Source organism: Pseudarthrobacter sp. 902506025, assembly GCF_040702325.1.
Taxonomy (GTDB): domain Bacteria; phylum Actinomycetota; class Actinomycetes; order Actinomycetales; family Micrococcaceae; genus Arthrobacter.
Genome location: NZ_JBFBKW010000003.1, coordinates 370,682 through 386,443, shown reverse-complemented (window position 1 = coordinate 386,443; position 15,762 = coordinate 370,682). Strand labels below are relative to the sequence as shown.

Below are 15,762 nucleotides of genomic sequence, written 5' to 3'. Positions count from 1 at the left end.
TCCCGTCGCTGCTAAAACGACGGCGGCGGACCCTCTGCGGGGAGCGTCACCGTGAACGTGCTGCCCTGGCCTTCACCGCTCTCGCACATGATGGTGCCGCCGTGGCGCTCCACGATCATCCGGGTGATGGAGAGGCCCAAGCCTGCTCCCGGGATGGCCGCTTTTTGCGCCGACTCGGTCCGGAAGAATCGGTTGAAGACCTTGGCGGCATCGTCGTGGGACATGCCCATCCCGGTATCGGTGACGCTCAGCCGCACCCACTGCCTGTCCGCCGTCGCGCTGATGCTGATCCTTCCGCCGTCCGGTGAGTACTTGATGGCGTTCGAGACCAGGTTGTCCAGCACCTGCCCGATCCTTAGCGGGTCCGCGTAGGCCCACAGGGGCGACGGGACGTCGGCGGCGATCTCCACGTGGGACCGCTGGGCCGAGGCGAGGGCTGAACTGAGGCTGGTCTCCACCAGGCTGGCGAGGTCGGTCCGCTTCGGGTGGACGTTCAGGGCGGTGGAAGCGGTGAGGTCGGCCACCAGTTCCAGGAGCCGCTCCGCGTTCCGCTGGACCACCAGCAGCCGCTGGGCCAGGTGGGGTGGCAGGCTTTCCGCCTCCTCCAGCACCAGGTCCACGTTGCCAATGATGGAGTTCAGCGGGTTCTTGAACTCGTGCGAGACGTTGGAGATCAGGTCCTGGTTGGCGGCGAGGGATTCCACCCAGCCCGTGACATCGGTGTAGACCACAACGGCCCCGGTGAGCCTGCCGTCCTCGCTGACCAAGGGACGTGCCGCCGTCGACACGGCCCGCTGCTCGGGGCCTTCACCGGCCCACACCAGGTAGTCGGCGAACGATTCCCCCGCCATGGCGCGGCTGATGGGCCGGCGGTCAGGGGGAAGCAGCGTGCGCCGGTCCTGGCCGAAGATGAGCTGGTGCCCCTGGCCGGGAATGGCTTCATCAGCGCCTGTGGCGCGGCGGAAGTTGCGCTGGCGGCTGTTGGACACCAGGAAGTGGCCGGATCGGTCGACGGCGGCGATTCCGACGTCGGTGGCGTCCATGACGGTTTCGAGCAGCTTCTCCCGTTCCCGGCTTGCTGCCAGCAGGTTCCGGAGCTCGCGGTCCTTCTCCGCCAGTTCGCGCTGCTGCAGGCGCAGGTTCACGCTCGCGAACCGGATGGCAAGGGAAACGGCGAGCATCATGACAGGGAAGAGGACCACGGTGGTGAGGTCCGACGCGGTTCCCGCGGGCAGGTGGCCTACCGCTGTGGGCGCCATGATGAAGAACGGCCCGAGGAAGCTGAGCACCAGGCTGCTGCGGGCCAGCATTCCGGATGCGGAAAGCCAGATGACCGGGAAGACCACCAGGACCGCCAGCCCCGGCAGGAGTGGTGCCGCACCGTTGCGCATGAGGCCGATGGCCACAAAGTCCAGGACCGGGATCAGCAGGTAGGGCCTGTGCGGCAGGCGTTCCCAGGGAACCATGAAGCAGGCCAGGAACAGGAGTCCGTGCAGGGCGACGCCGGCCCCGTACCACGGGCTGCCCAGGAGTGATGGCCACGCGGAGGGCGTAATCAGTGCGATGACGGCCACCACGACGGTCAGGGGGAGCTGGCACAGTACCACTTGGGCGCGTGGTCCCAGCCGGCGGAAGATGCGGCCGGGCCCGCGGTGGAACAATGCCTCAGCCATGTGTCTGACTCGTACCCCTTCCCAACTGGATCGCAGGCCCCGAGGGGTCTTTGAATTGCTTTCCGTACCCCGCTTCTTACCCTTTCCTGCCCATACTGCACACGTCTTGTCATAATAATTGACTTTTCAATTTTCGGGGCGAATACAGATGTGATCAGGAAGGCTTACTAGTAGCGTATAAATGGTTGGAGCGGGAATGGCATTGGCGCTGGGCCAATGGGGGGCCATCTCCGCCTGGCGCAGGGATAGCAATGGACGATCTTGGTGTAGCTGTAGTAATCGAAGATGACGCGGATGTACGGAACCTCCTGGAAGGCGTACTGACACAAGCGGGCTTCGAAGTGCATACAGCTGTTGATGGGCGGGCCGGGGTTGAGGTGGTCCGCAGCAAGCAGGCCAACGTTGTCACGCTGGATATTGGCTTGCCGGATATTGACGGGTTCGAGGTTTTACGGCGAATCCGGAATTTCAGTAATGCGTATGTGGTGATGCTGACGGGACGGACGGAAGAACCGGACCTCCTGTCGGCGCTGAATGCCGGCGCGGACGACTACATTGCCAAACCTTTCAGGCCGCGGGAACTCCGGGCCAGGGTGGCGGCGATGATGCGCAGGCCCCGGCATGAGGTTGCGGGGGAGCAGCCGTCCACGTCGCACTGGGGACAGGCCGCGGCCCCTGCCGTGAACACCGACCCGGGGGTGCTGCGGCACAACGGACTCCTCCTGAACCACCGGACACGCACGGTGGAGGTCAAGGGTGAGCCGCTGGGCCTGACCCGCAGCGAATTCGACCTGCTGCACGTCCTGCTCAAGGGCGGCGGCGCCGTGTGCACCAGGGCCGACCTGGTGCGCGCCGTCCGGGGCGACTTCTATGACCACGACACGTACATCAGCGAGGCGGATGAGCGGGCCGTGGAGGTGCATGTGGGAAACCTGCGGCGCAAGCTCAAGGAGGACCAGCTGTCGCCGCGCTGGCTGCAGACGGTCCGCGGCGTGGGCTACCGGCTCGCACCGCGCAGGCCCGATGACGCCTAAGCGTCAGCCCTTCTCCAGGATGTAGGTCGACTGGAGCTCGGAGACTGTCCGGGCTCCGTCCTGCGCCACCCCGGCCATCATGGCCTGGCCCTGGACGAAGTCGCCCTTCCGGATCAGGCCTTCGAGGACTTCGGCGAGCCTGGCCAGCCGGACACCGCCCACCATGGCGGAGCTGATCTTCAGGCTGATGACGGCGTCCAGGGCAGAGGCCTCGTCCTGGGTGTCCACCGCCGTTCCCAGCCGGGCCAGGCGAAGGTCCCACATGGCCGCGTAGTCACGGGCAAAGCGTTGGGCCAGCCCTGATCCGGCCAGTTCGTCCTCGAGTTCCGCCAGCACGGCGGCATCAATCAACGGCAAGAGCGCAGCCGCTTCGAGTGAGAGGGCCGTGCGTGCGGCCGGACCGGGAGCGGCAGGCAGCGGGACCCCGGCCAGCGGGGAGTCCACAGCGGGGCTCTTTCCGCTGGAACCGGGATCCTGACTCTGCATTGTTCAAGGCTACTTCCTGGAAATCCATCGGCGTCCAATTTCTTATCATTCTGTGTAAACCTTGAGGCAACCTTGCCGTCGCCCTGCGTATCGGTTATTGTCCGCTAAACGTCATCACCGTGTTGATCACTGCCGGCCCCAGAATGGCAATGAAGAGGACCGGGAAGATGAAGAACAACAGGGGAAAAAGGATCATCACCGGCAGTTTCATGGCCTTTTCCTCGGCCCGCTGGCGCCGCTTGACGCGCATGACCTTCGCCTGGACACGCAATACCCGGCTGATGGCGATTCCGTACGTGTCAGCCTGGACCACCGCCTGCACGAAGCTGCGCAGTTCGGGGATACTGGTCCGTTCCGCCAGGGCGATGTAGGACTCGCGGCGGCTGCGGCCCACCTGCATGTCCTGCAGGGTGCGAACCAGTTCCTCGGCCAGCGGTCCCTTGCCGTTCTCGCCGGCGCGGGCCATGGCGCCTTCGAAGCCGAGCCCTGCCTCTACGGAGATCAGCATCTGGTCCAGCGTGTTGGCCAGTTCAAGCTGCATGGCCTTTTGCCGCTCCTGTCCCTTGCTGTACAGGAGCAGGTCCGGGATGAAGTAGCCAAGGACCAGGACGAAGATGCCGGCGAGCTTCATGATCGGCGAGCTGCCGATGGAGGTCAGGTAGAGGCCAACCGCCGCGCCTGCCACGCCCAGCCCCAGCTTGGAACCCAGCACCTTTCCCAGCGGCATGGAAGCCGGCCGGCCGGCCAGGGACAGCAACCGGTCCAGGAAGGCCACATAGGCCGGGGGAGTGAGCCGCCGGCCCAGGGCTTCGAGCAGACCCCGCTTGGAGGCGGGTGCAACTGCGGCAGGAGGGGCGCCGCGGGAAAGGAGGTCGTCAACAGCGGCGCGGCCCTGTTTGTCCACGGTGAGGACGGACCAGGCCCCCGCCCCCAGGGGGATGCAGACCAGCAGGACGGAAAGCAGGACGGTGAGGTTCATGGGGTTCTCAGAACTTCAGGTCGATGATCTTGCGCATCCACAGCGCGCCGATGGTCATCAGGACAAAGGATGCGCCGATCATCACCCAGCCCAGCGGATGGGTGAACATCGAGTTCATGTAGCTGGGGCTCACGGCCAGCAGCATGGCCACGATCCCGAATGGCATGGCGATCAGGATGTAGGCGGAGAACTTGCCTTCCGCGGCCAAAGCCTTGATGTGGCCCTTGATTTCCGCGCGCTCGCGGATGGTTTCGTTGACCTGGTCCAGGACCTCGGCCAGGTTGCCGCCCACCTCGCGGTTGATTTGGATGGCCTGCGAGATCCACACGAAGTCCTCGTTCTTCATCCGGTCGGCGGTGTCGTTGAGGGCGGCGAGCAGGTCGCGGCCAAGGCTGGTCTCGGTGATGACCCGCCGCATCTCCTCGGAGGTGGGCTTCTGCGATTCGGTTGCCGCGGCGTCGATGGCGCGGAGGATACTGTGCCCTGCGCGCAGGCCGCCGGAGAGAAGCTGCAGCGTGTCGCCAAGTTGGCTGTCGAAGGCGGCGCGGCGCTTGCCGGCCAGGAATCCGAGGACCAGTTTGCCCACGAAGGGTGCCAGCAGGGCGAGCAGCAGTCCCATGGCGGGACCGACCGTGACCAGGCCCACCAGCATGCCGACGCACGCGCCGATCCCCACCAGGAGGAAGAACTCGGCCTGGCTGAGCCGCAGGCCTGCGTTCTCCAGTTCCGCGCGGGCGAACAGTTTCACGTTCCGGCCGGCGAGGAGGCGTTCGAAGGACCTGACACCGGAGAGCGCCAGGCGGGTCAGCGAGGACGGCGGCTCGGGTTCAAACGGGCGACGGCGTTCCAGCGGCACCGAGGGGGCTCCCGGCAGGAGCACGGCCACGCCCAGCAGGCAGATGGCGGCGAGGAGGATGACGCTTCCGATGGCGATGATCATGGCCGGGTCCCTACTTCCCGCCCGGGCCCAGGGGTGTGGCAAACACCGCGGGGGACACGTGGATGCCCAGGTCCTCGAACCGGTCGATGAAGCGGGGCCGGATGCCGGTGGCCACCGGGCGGCCCATGAACCGGCCCTGCGCGTCCACGCCTGCCGAGTAGTCGAAGACGAACGCGTCCTGGAGCGTGACGATGTCGCCTTCCATGCCCTGGACCTCCGTGACGTGGGTGATGCGGCGGGAGCCGTCGCGGAGCCGGGAAATCTGGACGATGAGGTTCACGGCGGAGGCGATCTGTTCCCGGATGGCCCGCAGCGGCAGGTCCATCCCGGCCATGAGCGCCAGGGTTTCCAGGCGCGCCACGGCATCGCGGGGCGAGTTGGAGTGCACGGTCGAGAGGGACCCGTCATGGCCGGTGTTCATGGCCTGGAGCATGTCCAGCGATTCACCGCCACGGACCTCGCCCACCACGATCCGGTCCGGGCGCATACGAAGGGAGTTGCGGAGGAGCTCGCGGATGGTGACTTCGCCCTTGCCCTCAGTGTTGGGCGGGCGGCTTTCCAGCCGGACCACGTGTTCCTGCTGGATCTGCAGTTCCACGGCGTCCTCGATGGTGACGATCCGCTCGTCGTGCGGAAGGAAGGATGACAGGACGTTCAGCAGCGTGGTCTTGCCCGTACCGGTACCGCCGGAGACGATGATGTTCAGCTTCGCCTTGACGCACGCGTTCAGGAGCTCGGCCATCTCCGGCGTCAGGGTGCCGAAATCGATGAGGTTGCGGACCGTCAGCGGGGTCTTGCTGAACTTTCGGATGGTCAGCGAGGAACCGCCGACGGCCAGCGGCGGAATGACCGCGTTGACACGGGACCCGTCCTCCAGACGGGCGTCCACCAGCGGGGAGGACTCGTCGATGCGGCGGCCCACCTTGGAGACGATCCGTTCGATGACCTTGCGCAGGTGCTCCTCAGAGCTGAAGCGCGACTCGGTAAGCGTCAGCTTGCCTTGGCGCTCCACATAGATCTGGTCCATGCGGTTGACCATGATTTCGGTGACGGCGGGATCGTCCAGGAGGCGCTGGAGGGGGCCGTAACCCAGGACATCGTCCGCAACGTCCTGGACCAGGCGGGTGCGTTCCTCCGGGGTCAGCGGCACCTGCTCGGCGTCGACGATGCGGGTGAGCTCCTCCTTGGCGGTGCTCCGCAGCTCCCGTTCACTGACGGCAGCGTCGTTGAAGCGCGTCCCCATCCGTTCAAACAGGGCGGTGGCCGCCCTGTCCTTCATGGCTGCGAAGACATCCACCCTGGGTGCCGCGGGCACCGAGGGAGTGCCGGCGTCGTGCGTTGAATGCACGACGGCGGCGTGCGCCGGCTGGTGCCGCTCCGGGCTTTCCGCGGGGGCTGGCGAGGGGGCGGAGACCGGGCGGGGCGGCTCCAGCAGCGCAGTCCCGGCCGCCTGGTTGCGCGACTGGACCGCGTTGATGCGTTCGGAGAGTTTCATCAGATGACCACCCTTCGGTGAAGTTTCCGCTGGGCCTGCGTGCGCCATGCCGGGTTGAAGCGTTCCACCAGCCGGCGGAGGCTCTTCACGGCGGGGTCCTTCCCGGAGTCCTGGAGGACGGGGATGCCGCGGTTGGTGGACAGGGCCACGGCGCGGGAGCGGGGGATGCTGACGTCCACGGGCGCGCCGACGGTCGATTCGACGTCCCGGACATTCAGGCCGGATTTGGCGTCGGCCATGTTGAGGACCACGTGGCGGGATTCGGGCATGATGTCCAGCTGGCGCAGGACCTCCAGGCCGGAGCGGAGGCCGCGCAGGCTGGGGATGTCCATGGCGCTGACCCACACCACGTCCGTGCACTGTTCCATGGCGGCGAGGCCGATTTCCGGCATGCCGGGGGCGGTGTCGATGACCACGTACTGGAATTCCTGGGCCAGCTGTTCGAGCAGATGGCCGATCTGTTCCGGGGTGATGTGGTCCGCGTCCACCGGGTTGGGCGGGGCGCAGAGGGCGTAGATGCCGGCCGGGTGGACCGTGAGGAAGGCCTTGAGGACCAGGGAGTCCTGGGCGGCGGCGGGGGTGACGGCGTCCGTGACCGTGTGCTGCGGGTTGAGGTAGAGGCCGGAGGCGACGTCCCCGAACTGCAGGTCCAGGTCCACGATCACCACGCTCATGGGCGCTATCTGGCCCAGGCCGATGGCGATGTTGGTGGCCAAAGTGGTCTTGCCCACCCCGCCCTTGGGGGAGAACACGCCGATGACCAGGCCGCTGCCGCTCTCCGCCTGCTGTGCTTCCGGGCCGCGGTGGCGGGTGGCGAAGGACTGGCAGGCGCGTTCCAGCAGCACCCGGATCTCGGCGGGGTCGGCCTGCGGACTGAGGATGTCGCGGATGCCGGCGCGCATGGCATACAGGAGGTAGTCGGCGTCCACGTCGCTGACCAGGACCAGGCTGAGGCCGGGGAGCTGGACGTCGAAGACCTTGGCGAACCTCAATGCCTCCTCATACGGGACGTCCGGGCCGATGATCAGGACCTCGGGCTGCTCCTGGTTGAGGAGGGCAAACAGCTCCGCCGGGCCTGCGGGCAGGATGTCGCTGGCAATGGTCTGGACGGTGCCGCGCAAACCATTGGCGACGGCGGCGCGCAGCTTCTGGTCGAAGTCGCCGTTGGGGGAGAGAAGGACGAAGCGGCTCACTTGTACACGTTGTCCTTCCTGGCTGTTGCAGGGCCGCTGTCGGTTGCGTCCAGGGGCTCCTTGGTAAGCCAAAGCTCACCGTTGATAGATGTGAAGATGATCTTGTTGGCGTCGACGTCGCTGACGGCCACGGTGACGATAATTGCACCTGTGGGGGTGCTGGAGTTCGGCGTCTTAGTGTCAGAGCTATTTGGCGTTCCCTGGGACGTTCCCTGCACGTTAGTGACCAGGACTTTCCGGAGGGTCATTTGGGTTGTTTCCACTGCCGGCTTCCCCTTGTCGGCGCCGTCCTTGAAGCTGAGGGCAATCCCTACGTGGTCACCGACAGCAATCCTGCCTCCGACCACTCGTTGAGGGTCCAGCTGGAAGGACACCTGCTGGAACCCAGTTGGCACCTTGACCGTGCTGTCGTCCTTTGCCTCAGGCGTGACCAACCGTTCGGCCAGGAGCTGCTCGCCGGGCACTAGGTCCGCGGCTGCAACTTTGCCAACTGAATCATCAAGGTTCTTTAGTGCGGTTTTCGATACAGCGGTTGCTGGGACCTGCTGTGTCGTCACCGACGCCTTCACCACGTCCACAGATGAACCAGCGGGCACCGCCTTCGTCACTACCAGAACCCCCGTGGGTTCCATGTCCTTCATGGCCCTCTGATCAGCACCCTGGGCGTAGGTGACCATGAGAACCGCTCCAATGATGGCCAGCCCCACTGCTGCTACACCGGCCAACATACGTGACTTCACTGACTGCTCCTGGATTTCGCTATAGGGTGAGGCGCACTATTGAGGCTTGGTAATCAGCAGCAGGGCCCATTTGAAACGCCTGTGACAAAGAAACGAATTTCATAAAATGGCCGGTGATGGATTTGTTGGCTACGCCTCCTGCTTCGGGCCATTGAATATTCGAAAAGTGATAACCGGTGACAAAGAAGGCCGCAAAGCCCGTGACGTAATATTTGGCGGAGGTGCCTGTCCCCGCAGCTAGGTCATACAACGGAAACAGGACAGTCTGATTGTTCATCTGTTTGAAGTCGTTTGCCGAGCAAAGCTGAGGAGCGCTTGCTCCTGTATTGACGGAGAACCATATCCCCGTGTCGCTGGCTTGGCCCGCAGTAACGTTTACGGTGCAATTCGTGCCCCCTGGATTGTCAATCCATCCGAATCCGCCTGGTACCCTGCCGCATCCCTTATCGAGGGAAAGGACCTGATCTGCTCCTTGCCCGGTGAGCGGCGAAATGTCCAATTTGCAAAGCGCAAGGGCCAGCGGGAGTATCTTGAGGCCTTTCCCCGGTCTTCCCCATACAGCGGTGGATTTGGCAGTCACCTCGGCCGTGCTGATGCCGAGCGCGCGCGCAAAGAAGAGAGATACCTGGTTGGGCGTGTGGCCCGCTTGCTGGGCGCCGACAGCTACAGTTACGCTGTTTGGGGTAGTTAAATCGATGGATTTGACGTTGCTGAGCTTGTCGTTGGCATTACTGTTAGCTAAATTTGCCGCCAACGGCCCAGTGTTAGAGCAGCTGCTATTGGTTGGGTATTTTGCGCAGGTCTGGGCAATTGCGAGGGCAGCAGCGTCGGCCCCATTCCTGAGCTGCGCTTGCTCGGCGAACATCATGGAGACATCCACGGCCATTGCCGCAAAGCCCAAAAGAACAACAAGCAGGAGGGCGACGATAAGGCTCACGGCGCCCCGCTGGCCATCTTGCGTCCGAACCTTGCCCGTCAGCCTCCGCACAACATTGCCCCCGTTCCTGTCAATTGGAAAGGGCCGGCGATCCCGGTCAGAGTGGTCAAGGTGTATGTGATGGTGACAGTCGTCTGAGGGCTTGCCCCGGAGGCGATTGTAGCCGGACATGGCGTGCCGAAATGCATATTGGTCCCTTGCAGCCCGGGCTTCAGCGACGCGGTTGCGGTCTGAGCGGCGGTGGTAGCATCCGCGGTCTTGCCTGTAATGGCCATGACCCGAACGCCTTCACGCGCAGCCGCCGACAGTGAAGCTTGGACGCTATAAGCCCGACTAAACTCCATGATTCCCAGCAAGAGCATCATGAGGACCGGCATCACGATGGCAAACTCGACGGCGGCCGCGCCGCGTTCGGATGCCGTGGACATTGGAGGTACCTTTCGCTCATTTGAGTCATAGGGGGAACTAGGTGGCGGCGGCTGCATGCCGCCGCCACTCTTGCATACCTCGTCGTCTGGCTACCTGTGTGGCCGCTGCCGACTGCTGTTACGGGCGTATCAGGACGCAGGTTTCGGCGTAATCGAGGTTGAGATGCCGGTGAAGATGTTGGTGAGGTTAGTGCCGAGCGCGGTGACGGCGATGATGATGACTACTGCGATAAGGGCGACCATGATGCCGTATTCGACAGCGGTGGCACCCTTTTCGCTAGCGAGGCGATTCTTGAGGTTAAAGCCGAGGGTCTGAAGGGTGGCGATAAGAGAAAGCATCTGAGACTCCTGTGCGAGACGAATGGCTGGCCCTACACCAGCACTGACATGAAGTTAGCAACGCTTGATCCGGCATTGATCCGATCTTGCAACATCCTGCGCAAAGCCTTCACGACGTGCACTTTTACTGCGTTTTTGCTTGGTTTCTGCTGCGTAGAAGCTGTGCTTACCCAATCCGCAGGCGCACACAAGGACCCCCTCGGTTCTGGGGGCCGAGGGGGTCCAGTCAATATGGCGCCGTCTCGGCGCAGTCGGTGAAGCTTGTTTAGAAGGCCCCCGCGAAGTTCTTCATAACGTTGATTGCCGCCGGGCCGATGATCACGATGAACAGCACGGGGAGAATGGAGAACATCAATGGGAAAAGCACCTTCACGGGCAGCTTCATGGCTTTCTCTTCCGCCCTCTGCCGCCGTTTGATCCTCATCTGTTTGGCCTGGGTTTTTAGGACATTCGCTATAGCGATACCGTAAATGTCTGCCTGTACCACGGAACGGATGAAGGCCCTGAGATCAGGTACGTCGGTCCTTGTCCCGAGTGCCTCGTAGGCTTCGCGACGACTACGGCCTACCTGCATGTCCTGGAGCGTCCGGAGGAGCTCGAACGCAAGCGGACCTTTTCCGTTTTGGGCGGCACGGGCCATCGCACTTTCAAAACCCAAACCGGCTTCAACCGAAATGAGCATTTGGTCCAGGGTGTTGGGCAGTTCCAATTCGATCGCCTTCTGGCGTTCTGCTCCCCGGCCATGAACCAAAATGTCAGGAACGAAGTATGCAAGTGCCGCTGCCAACACCACGAAGAGTAGGGCTGAGGGTGTCACGCTCTTGCTTATGAAGAGGATTCCCAAGATTGCAATGAGCAGCGCCAGGGCAGGTTTGACGATGAGCAACCGCGGTAGGGGCAGCTGGGCCGGCCGCCCTGCGCGTGCTAGCAGCTTGTCCAGCCAGGCAACGTAGCCCTTTGGCGTGACTCTCATTCCAAGAGGTATTGCGGGCTTGGAATCAGGGAGTCCCGCAACTGATGCACCCGGCACGCCACTGTCAATAAGCCGGATGCCCCGGCCCAGATTGCTGCGAACAGCTGCGAACCCACTCCTGTCTACCGAAAGGAACGACCATGCGAGGAAGGAAACGGGCAACACAATCAGGCCAACAATGACCCACGCCATGGTTGTCATCTTTCCTCCTAGAACTTGATCTTTATGACGCGGCTGAGCCAGAACGACCCGAGAGCCAGAAGTACTACACCTACACCGAGCAAAATCCAGCCGATAAGGTTCGTGTACAAGGTGGCGATGTAGGAGGCGTTGACAACCGACATGTAGAGAAACATGCCGATAGGCAGCGCGACGAGGATGTAGGCGGAAAGCCTGCCTTCGGCGCTAAGGGCCTTGACCTGGCCCTTGATTTGGCTGCGCTCACGGATGGTTTCCCCGACTTGGTCGAGTACCTCTGCCAAGTCGCCACCGACCTCGCGGTGGATTTCTATTGCCTGTCCCACCCATTCAAAGTCCTCGCTGCGGAGCCGGTGGGCCGCGTCAATCATCGAGTCCCTGAGATCTCGGCCGAGCCTGTTTTCATTGACCAGTCTCGCAAATTCTTCGGAGGTGGGAGCCTCCGCCTCCTTGGCCACTGCGTCAACCGATCGGAGAAGACTGTGTCCAGCGCGGAGGCCGCCGGAAAGCATTTGTAGAGTGTCGCCTAGCTGTGACTCGAATTTGGTGCGGCGCCGTGAAGACAAAACACTCAAGACCAATACGGCCATTACGGGTGTTGCGGAAATGAAGAGTAGCGCTGGAAGCAGTCCACCAAGTACGAAGCCAACGAAGCCGGCAGTGACGGAGCTGCAACCCACAAGCAACAAGAAGTCGGCCTGGCGCATTTTCAGGCCCGCCTGCTCCAGTGACGCGCGGCTGCCGAACCTCGCGTTTTTGCTGACGTTCTTCTCCAGAAAGGAGGTGGCCGAGTCGGTCACCCGGGTCAGCAGCGTCGGCCCACTGACCACACCTGGTCTCCTTCGGGATATGGCGATTTCTCCCTGCGCGCTCTTGAAGGTAACGAGGAACAGTACCGCTGCCGCCGACAGACAGAGTGCAATTCCAAGGGCCAAGAAGATTGGGTTGGTGATGGTCACCGGAATCCACCGCCTACCGGCGATGTTCCGAAAACAGCGGGAGACAGCGGGATGCCCAGCTCAGCGAAATGGTCGACAAAGCGGGGTCGTACCCCGGTCGGTATCGGCCGGCCTAGGAATTTCCCGTTGGCGTCCACTCCCGCGCTGTAATCAAAGACGAAGGCGTCCTGAAGAGTGACAATATCGCCTTCCATCCCCTGCACTTCGGTCACATGTGTGATTCTCCGGGAGCCATCCCTAAGTCTCGAAATGTGCACGATCAGATTCACCGCCGAAGCGATCTGCTCACGGATAGCGCGTAGGGGAAGATCCATTCCTGCCATGAGGACCAGTGTCTCGAGCCTGGAGATTGCGTCCCGTGGAGAGTTTGCGTGGACGGTGGAGATCGACCCATCGTGGCCGGTGTTCATGGCCTGCAGCATGTCCAGGGATTCCCCGCCACGAACCTCTCCGATCACAATCCGATCAGGCCGCATCCGGAGGGAGTTGCGGACCAGGTCCCTAATGGTGATCTCGCCTTTGCCCTCGATGTTTTGCGGCCGGCTTTCCAGCCGGACGACGTGGTCCTGCTGCAGCTGAAGTTCCACGGCATCTTCGATGGTGACAATCCGCTCGTCGGACGGCAGGAAGGACGACAGGACATTGAGCATGGTTGTCTTGCCCGTTCCCGTTCCGCCCGAGACGATGATGTTCAGCCTTGCACGCACACAGGCGTGGAGAAGTTCCGCGATCTCCGGAGACATCGATCCCAGCGAGATGAGGTTGTTGACGGTCAGCGGCACCTGGCCAAACTTACGGATGGTCAGGGATGATCCGCTCACCGCCAAGGGCGGGATGATGGCGTTGACGCGGGAGCCATCGCTCAGTCGGGCATCCACAAGCGGTGAGGATTCGTCAATGCGACGGCCAACCTTGGTCACGATGCGTTCGATAACCTTGCGCAAGTGGTCCTCATCGTTGAACCGGGAACCGGTGATCCCCAGCTTCCCCTCACGTTCGACATATATTTTGTCGGGGCCGTTCACCATGATTTCCGTGATGCTGCCGTCCTTGAGGAACTTTTCGAGCGGTCCAAGCCCCAGGACGTCGTCGATGATCTCTTGGACCAAACGGTTACGCTCTGTAAGGGTTAGCGGAATGTCTTCCTCTTCAATGATCTTCTTCAGCTCATCTTTGACGTACTGCTGCAGCTCGGCGTCGTCAATGGAGGAGTCCGTGATTCGGCTGCCCATGCGCTCATATAAAGCAATGCCGGCCCGATCCTTGACGGCGCTTAGCGCTTCGTTGGGTTCGCTGGTGTAACCGGGCGAGGCGAGGGGATCGGTCGCTGGCGCCGCGGTGGGTTGCCAGGGGGCTGCTGTTGCCGAGCCAATGCCGGCGTTAGTCGCCTCATCGTTTCCTCGGGCTGCTTCTAACCGTCGTGCCAGGCTCATTGCACTACCGCCCTTCTGTGAAGCTTCTTGTGCTGTTTTTCCTTCCAATCGGGCCTGAGGCGGTCCACCAGTTGGGCCAAGCCGCGGGCCGCACCGTCACGACTGCCGTCCTGAAGAAGCGGAACTCCCTTATTGGTCGAAAAGGGAACGGCCCGGGAGCGGGGGAGGACCACGTCAACAGGACAACCGATTGTGGCTTCCACGTCTTGGACAGTCAGACCACTTCTGCGGTCTGCGAAGTTGAGTACAACGTGGCGGTTCTCAGGCATGAGGTTCAGTTCGTCCAGAATCCGGAAACCGGTCCGCAGCCCCCTAATACTGGGAATATCCATGCCGCACACCCAGACTGCGTCTGTGGCACGGTCCAAAGTGGCCAAGACATGCTCACCCAAGCCCGGAGCGGTGTCGACTACTACGTACTGGAATTCACTTGCAAGTTGCGCGATAAGGTGCCCAACCTGCTCTCCGCTAATTTGCTCGGCCTGAGCCGGGTTCAGGGGGGCGCAGAGCGCGTACACGCCTGACGGGTGCAGCGTTAGGTAGGACTTCAAGACCATGCTGTCCTGGACAGCGGCTCCGGTGACCGCATCCGCCATGGTGCGTTCCGGTTCCAGCATGAGACCAGAGGCAACATCACCGAATTGAAGGTCCAGATCCACTACCACCACCCCGCTTCGGGCAATCTTGCCCAGGCCTACGGCCAAGTTGGTCGTCACCGTGGTCTTGCCTACTCCGCCTTTGGGTGACATCACTGCGATGATGCGCGTGCCTGTGGGAGCCTCAGACACAGACGCGCCAAGTCCCCGTCGACGTCCTGCGGACGCCAGGCTAGCCCTTTCGAGCATTGCTCGGATGTCGTCCACAGCCGCATCAGGGCTGAGCAGGTCACGAATGCCGGCGCGCATGGCCGGAAGGGCGACATCGGATCCGCCATTGGCGACAAGGACAACGCTGATCTCGGGAAATTGGAGATCGAACAGACTAGCGAGCCGGATTGCATCGTCGGTGGGAAGCCCTGGCCCCAAAAGGATTACTTCCGCAGGGTCGCCGTTAATCGTGCGCAGTATGTCGTCTGGACTCGGAGGCAGGTAGTCAGCCTGGAGAGTCTGCAGGGCACCGTGAAGGCTGTTCGTGGCTTGCTTGGCTCGTTGCGAGAAGTTGTTATCTGGTGTGATCAAAACGAACCTGCTCATTTGATCAGCTCCACTTTCTTGATGACCGTCGGCCCGCTTTCTGTTGCAGAAGCGGGTTCCTTGGTGAGCCAGAGCTTTCCAAACTCTGCGGCGAATGCGATCTTCTGGGCATCCGTATCGGTTCTCGCGAAGGTCACCAGCAGCTGGCCCGTCGGGAGTTGGGTGTTCGCCTGCTCGGTGGAGGCACCTTGATTGGCCGGGGAACCCTGGGCAGCGGCGCGCTGAACGCTGGTGACCAAGACCTTGTGGAAGATCTGCTGCGCCGTTCCGCCGTCCGTGTTATCGCCAGCGAAGAGGGCAACGACGCCGACGGTGTCACCGGCCGCGATTCGTCCGCCGACCACCCGCTGTGCGTCGAGCTGGACCGATATCTCTTGCATGCCGGCCGGTACAGGAACGGATCCGGGGGCTGCCAAGCTTGTAGGGTCAACGAGCCGGACGCCGAGAAGGGGCTCCCCGGGGACCAAATCGGCTGATGTTACTTTCCCATCGAGTCCATCAAGGCTTTTCAGGGCTCCGTTTGGTACCGATGCGGACGGAAGCGAGGCGAGCTTCACTGCAGATTTGATCTGGTCCAGGTTTGATCCCTGCGGAATCTGCTTTTCGACCACCAGAACGTCGATGGGTTGAAGATCGGCTTGGGCTCTGGCTTCAGAACCTTGGACGTACGAGATGAGAAGCAACGTGCCTACTACTGCGAGCACGAGCGCAACAATGCCTCCCAGAAGGCGAGTCTTCATTTCTGTATCTCCTTAGCTTGGA

Annotated in this window: 16 protein-coding genes; 1 reads left to right on the top strand and 15 read right to left on the bottom strand. The window is 62.5% G+C overall.

What is annotated here, in order from left to right; all coding sequences use genetic code 11:
* Positions 1-11: 11 nt before the first annotated feature.
* Positions 12-1,673 carry a sensor histidine kinase gene (locus AB0280_RS08965; RefSeq protein ID WP_366366964.1) on the bottom strand — a complete coding sequence of 554 codons (1,662 nt, stop codon included), beginning with the start codon at positions 1,671-1,673 and terminating at the stop codon, positions 12-14.
* A 251-nt stretch (positions 1,674-1,924) separates the two neighbouring features.
* Between AB0280_RS08965 and AB0280_RS08960 the strand changes: the two genes are divergently transcribed.
* Complete coding sequence (locus tag AB0280_RS08960) at positions 1,925-2,707, top strand: response regulator transcription factor (RefSeq protein WP_366366962.1); 783 nt, start codon at positions 1,925-1,927, stop codon at positions 2,705-2,707.
* Between the two features lie 3 nt (positions 2,708-2,710).
* Here AB0280_RS08960 and AB0280_RS08955 read toward each other — a convergent pair whose 3' ends face one another.
* From AB0280_RS08955 to cpaB (AB0280_RS08890), 14 genes are all read right to left on the bottom strand, one after another.
* Positions 2,711-3,193 (bottom strand): Hpt domain-containing protein, encoded by a 483-nt coding sequence (locus tag AB0280_RS08955; RefSeq protein ID WP_366366960.1) that lies wholly within the window; start codon positions 3,191-3,193, stop codon positions 2,711-2,713.
* A 94-nt stretch (positions 3,194-3,287) separates the two neighbouring features.
* A complete protein-coding gene (locus AB0280_RS08950; RefSeq protein ID WP_366366958.1) occupies positions 3,288-4,172 on the bottom strand; it encodes a type II secretion system F family protein in 885 nt (294 codons plus the stop codon).
* Positions 4,173-4,179: 7 nt separating this feature from the next.
* A complete protein-coding gene (locus AB0280_RS08945) occupies positions 4,180-5,112 on the bottom strand; it encodes a type II secretion system F family protein (RefSeq protein ID WP_366366957.1) in 933 nt (310 codons plus the stop codon).
* Positions 5,113-5,122: 10 nt separating this feature from the next.
* Positions 5,123-6,607, bottom strand: a complete 1,485-nt coding sequence (locus tag AB0280_RS08940) for a CpaF family protein (RefSeq protein ID WP_366366955.1) — start codon at positions 6,605-6,607, stop codon at positions 5,123-5,125.
* Complete coding sequence (locus AB0280_RS08935; protein WP_366366953.1) at positions 6,607-7,800, bottom strand: AAA family ATPase; 1,194 nt, start codon at positions 7,798-7,800, stop codon at positions 6,607-6,609. The genes AB0280_RS08940 and AB0280_RS08935 overlap by 1 nt, the downstream gene beginning before the upstream one ends.
* Positions 7,797-8,540, bottom strand: coding sequence for a Flp pilus assembly protein CpaB (gene cpaB, locus AB0280_RS08930; RefSeq protein ID WP_366366951.1), 744 nt, complete (start codon positions 8,538-8,540; stop codon positions 7,797-7,799). The genes AB0280_RS08935 and cpaB (AB0280_RS08930) overlap by 4 nt, the downstream gene beginning before the upstream one ends.
* A 19-nt stretch (positions 8,541-8,559) precedes the next feature.
* On the bottom strand, positions 8,560-9,477 hold the full coding sequence (locus tag AB0280_RS08925) for a pilus assembly protein TadG-related protein (RefSeq protein ID WP_366366949.1): 918 nt from the start codon (positions 9,475-9,477) through the stop codon (positions 8,560-8,562).
* A gap of 38 nt (positions 9,478-9,515) precedes the next feature.
* Positions 9,516-9,905, bottom strand: a complete 390-nt coding sequence (locus tag AB0280_RS08920) for a TadE/TadG family type IV pilus assembly protein (RefSeq protein WP_366366947.1) — start codon at positions 9,903-9,905, stop codon at positions 9,516-9,518.
* Between the two features lie 129 nt (positions 9,906-10,034).
* Entirely contained in the window at positions 10,035-10,244 is a 210-nt protein-coding gene (locus AB0280_RS08915) for a Flp family type IVb pilin (RefSeq protein WP_366366945.1), read from the bottom strand.
* Positions 10,245-10,509: 265 nt separating this feature from the next.
* Positions 10,510-11,418, bottom strand: a complete 909-nt coding sequence (locus tag AB0280_RS08910; protein WP_366366943.1) for a type II secretion system F family protein — start codon at positions 11,416-11,418, stop codon at positions 10,510-10,512.
* 8 nt (positions 11,419-11,426) lie between these two features.
* Positions 11,427-12,374, bottom strand: coding sequence for a type II secretion system F family protein (locus tag AB0280_RS08905; RefSeq protein WP_366366941.1), 948 nt, complete (start codon positions 12,372-12,374; stop codon positions 11,427-11,429).
* Complete coding sequence (locus tag AB0280_RS08900; RefSeq protein WP_366367098.1) at positions 12,371-13,807, bottom strand: CpaF family protein; 1,437 nt, start codon at positions 13,805-13,807, stop codon at positions 12,371-12,373. The genes AB0280_RS08905 and AB0280_RS08900 overlap by 4 nt, the downstream gene beginning before the upstream one ends.
* Entirely contained in the window at positions 13,804-15,000 is a 1,197-nt protein-coding gene (locus AB0280_RS08895; RefSeq protein WP_366366939.1) for an AAA family ATPase, read from the bottom strand. Before AB0280_RS08895 ends, AB0280_RS08900 begins: the two co-directional genes overlap by 4 nt.
* Positions 14,997-15,740, bottom strand: coding sequence for a Flp pilus assembly protein CpaB (cpaB, locus tag AB0280_RS08890; protein ID WP_366366938.1), 744 nt, complete (start codon positions 15,738-15,740; stop codon positions 14,997-14,999). Before cpaB (AB0280_RS08890) ends, AB0280_RS08895 begins: the two co-directional genes overlap by 4 nt.
* Between the last annotated feature and the right edge of the window lie 22 nt (positions 15,741-15,762).

Bases quoted from the DNA above. Each gene is read 5' to 3' on its own strand.
- AB0280_RS08950 (WP_366366958.1), bottom strand. From the start codon at position 4,172: ATGAACCTCACCGTCCTGCTTTCCGTCCTGCTGGTCTGCATCCCCCTG.
- cpaB (WP_366366938.1), bottom strand. From the start codon at position 15,740: ATGAAGACTCGCCTTCTGGGAGGCATTGTTGCGCTCGTGCTCGCAGTA.
- AB0280_RS08910 (WP_366366943.1), bottom strand. From the start codon at position 11,418: ATGACAACCATGGCGTGGGTCATTGTTGGCCTGATTGTGTTGCCCGTT.
- AB0280_RS08940 (WP_366366955.1), bottom strand. From the start codon at position 6,607: ATGAAACTCTCCGAACGCATCAACGCGGTCCAGTCGCGCAACCAGGCG.
- AB0280_RS08900 (WP_366367098.1), bottom strand. From the start codon at position 13,807: ATGAGCCTGGCACGACGGTTAGAAGCAGCCCGAGGAAACGATGAGGCG.
- AB0280_RS08965 (WP_366366964.1), bottom strand. From the start codon at position 1,673: ATGGCTGAGGCATTGTTCCACCGCGGGCCCGGCCGCATCTTCCGCCGG.
- AB0280_RS08895 (WP_366366939.1), bottom strand. From the start codon at position 15,000: ATGAGCAGGTTCGTTTTGATCACACCAGATAACAACTTCTCGCAACGA.
- AB0280_RS08960 (WP_366366962.1), top strand. From the start codon at position 1,925: ATGGACGATCTTGGTGTAGCTGTAGTAATCGAAGATGACGCGGATGTA.
- AB0280_RS08915 (WP_366366945.1), bottom strand. From the start codon at position 10,244: ATGCTTTCTCTTATCGCCACCCTTCAGACCCTCGGCTTTAACCTCAAG.
- AB0280_RS08955 (WP_366366960.1), bottom strand. From the start codon at position 3,193: ATGCAGAGTCAGGATCCCGGTTCCAGCGGAAAGAGCCCCGCTGTGGAC.
- AB0280_RS08920 (WP_366366947.1), bottom strand. From the start codon at position 9,905: ATGTCCACGGCATCCGAACGCGGCGCGGCCGCCGTCGAGTTTGCCATC.
- AB0280_RS08945 (WP_366366957.1), bottom strand. From the start codon at position 5,112: ATGATCATCGCCATCGGAAGCGTCATCCTCCTCGCCGCCATCTGCCTG.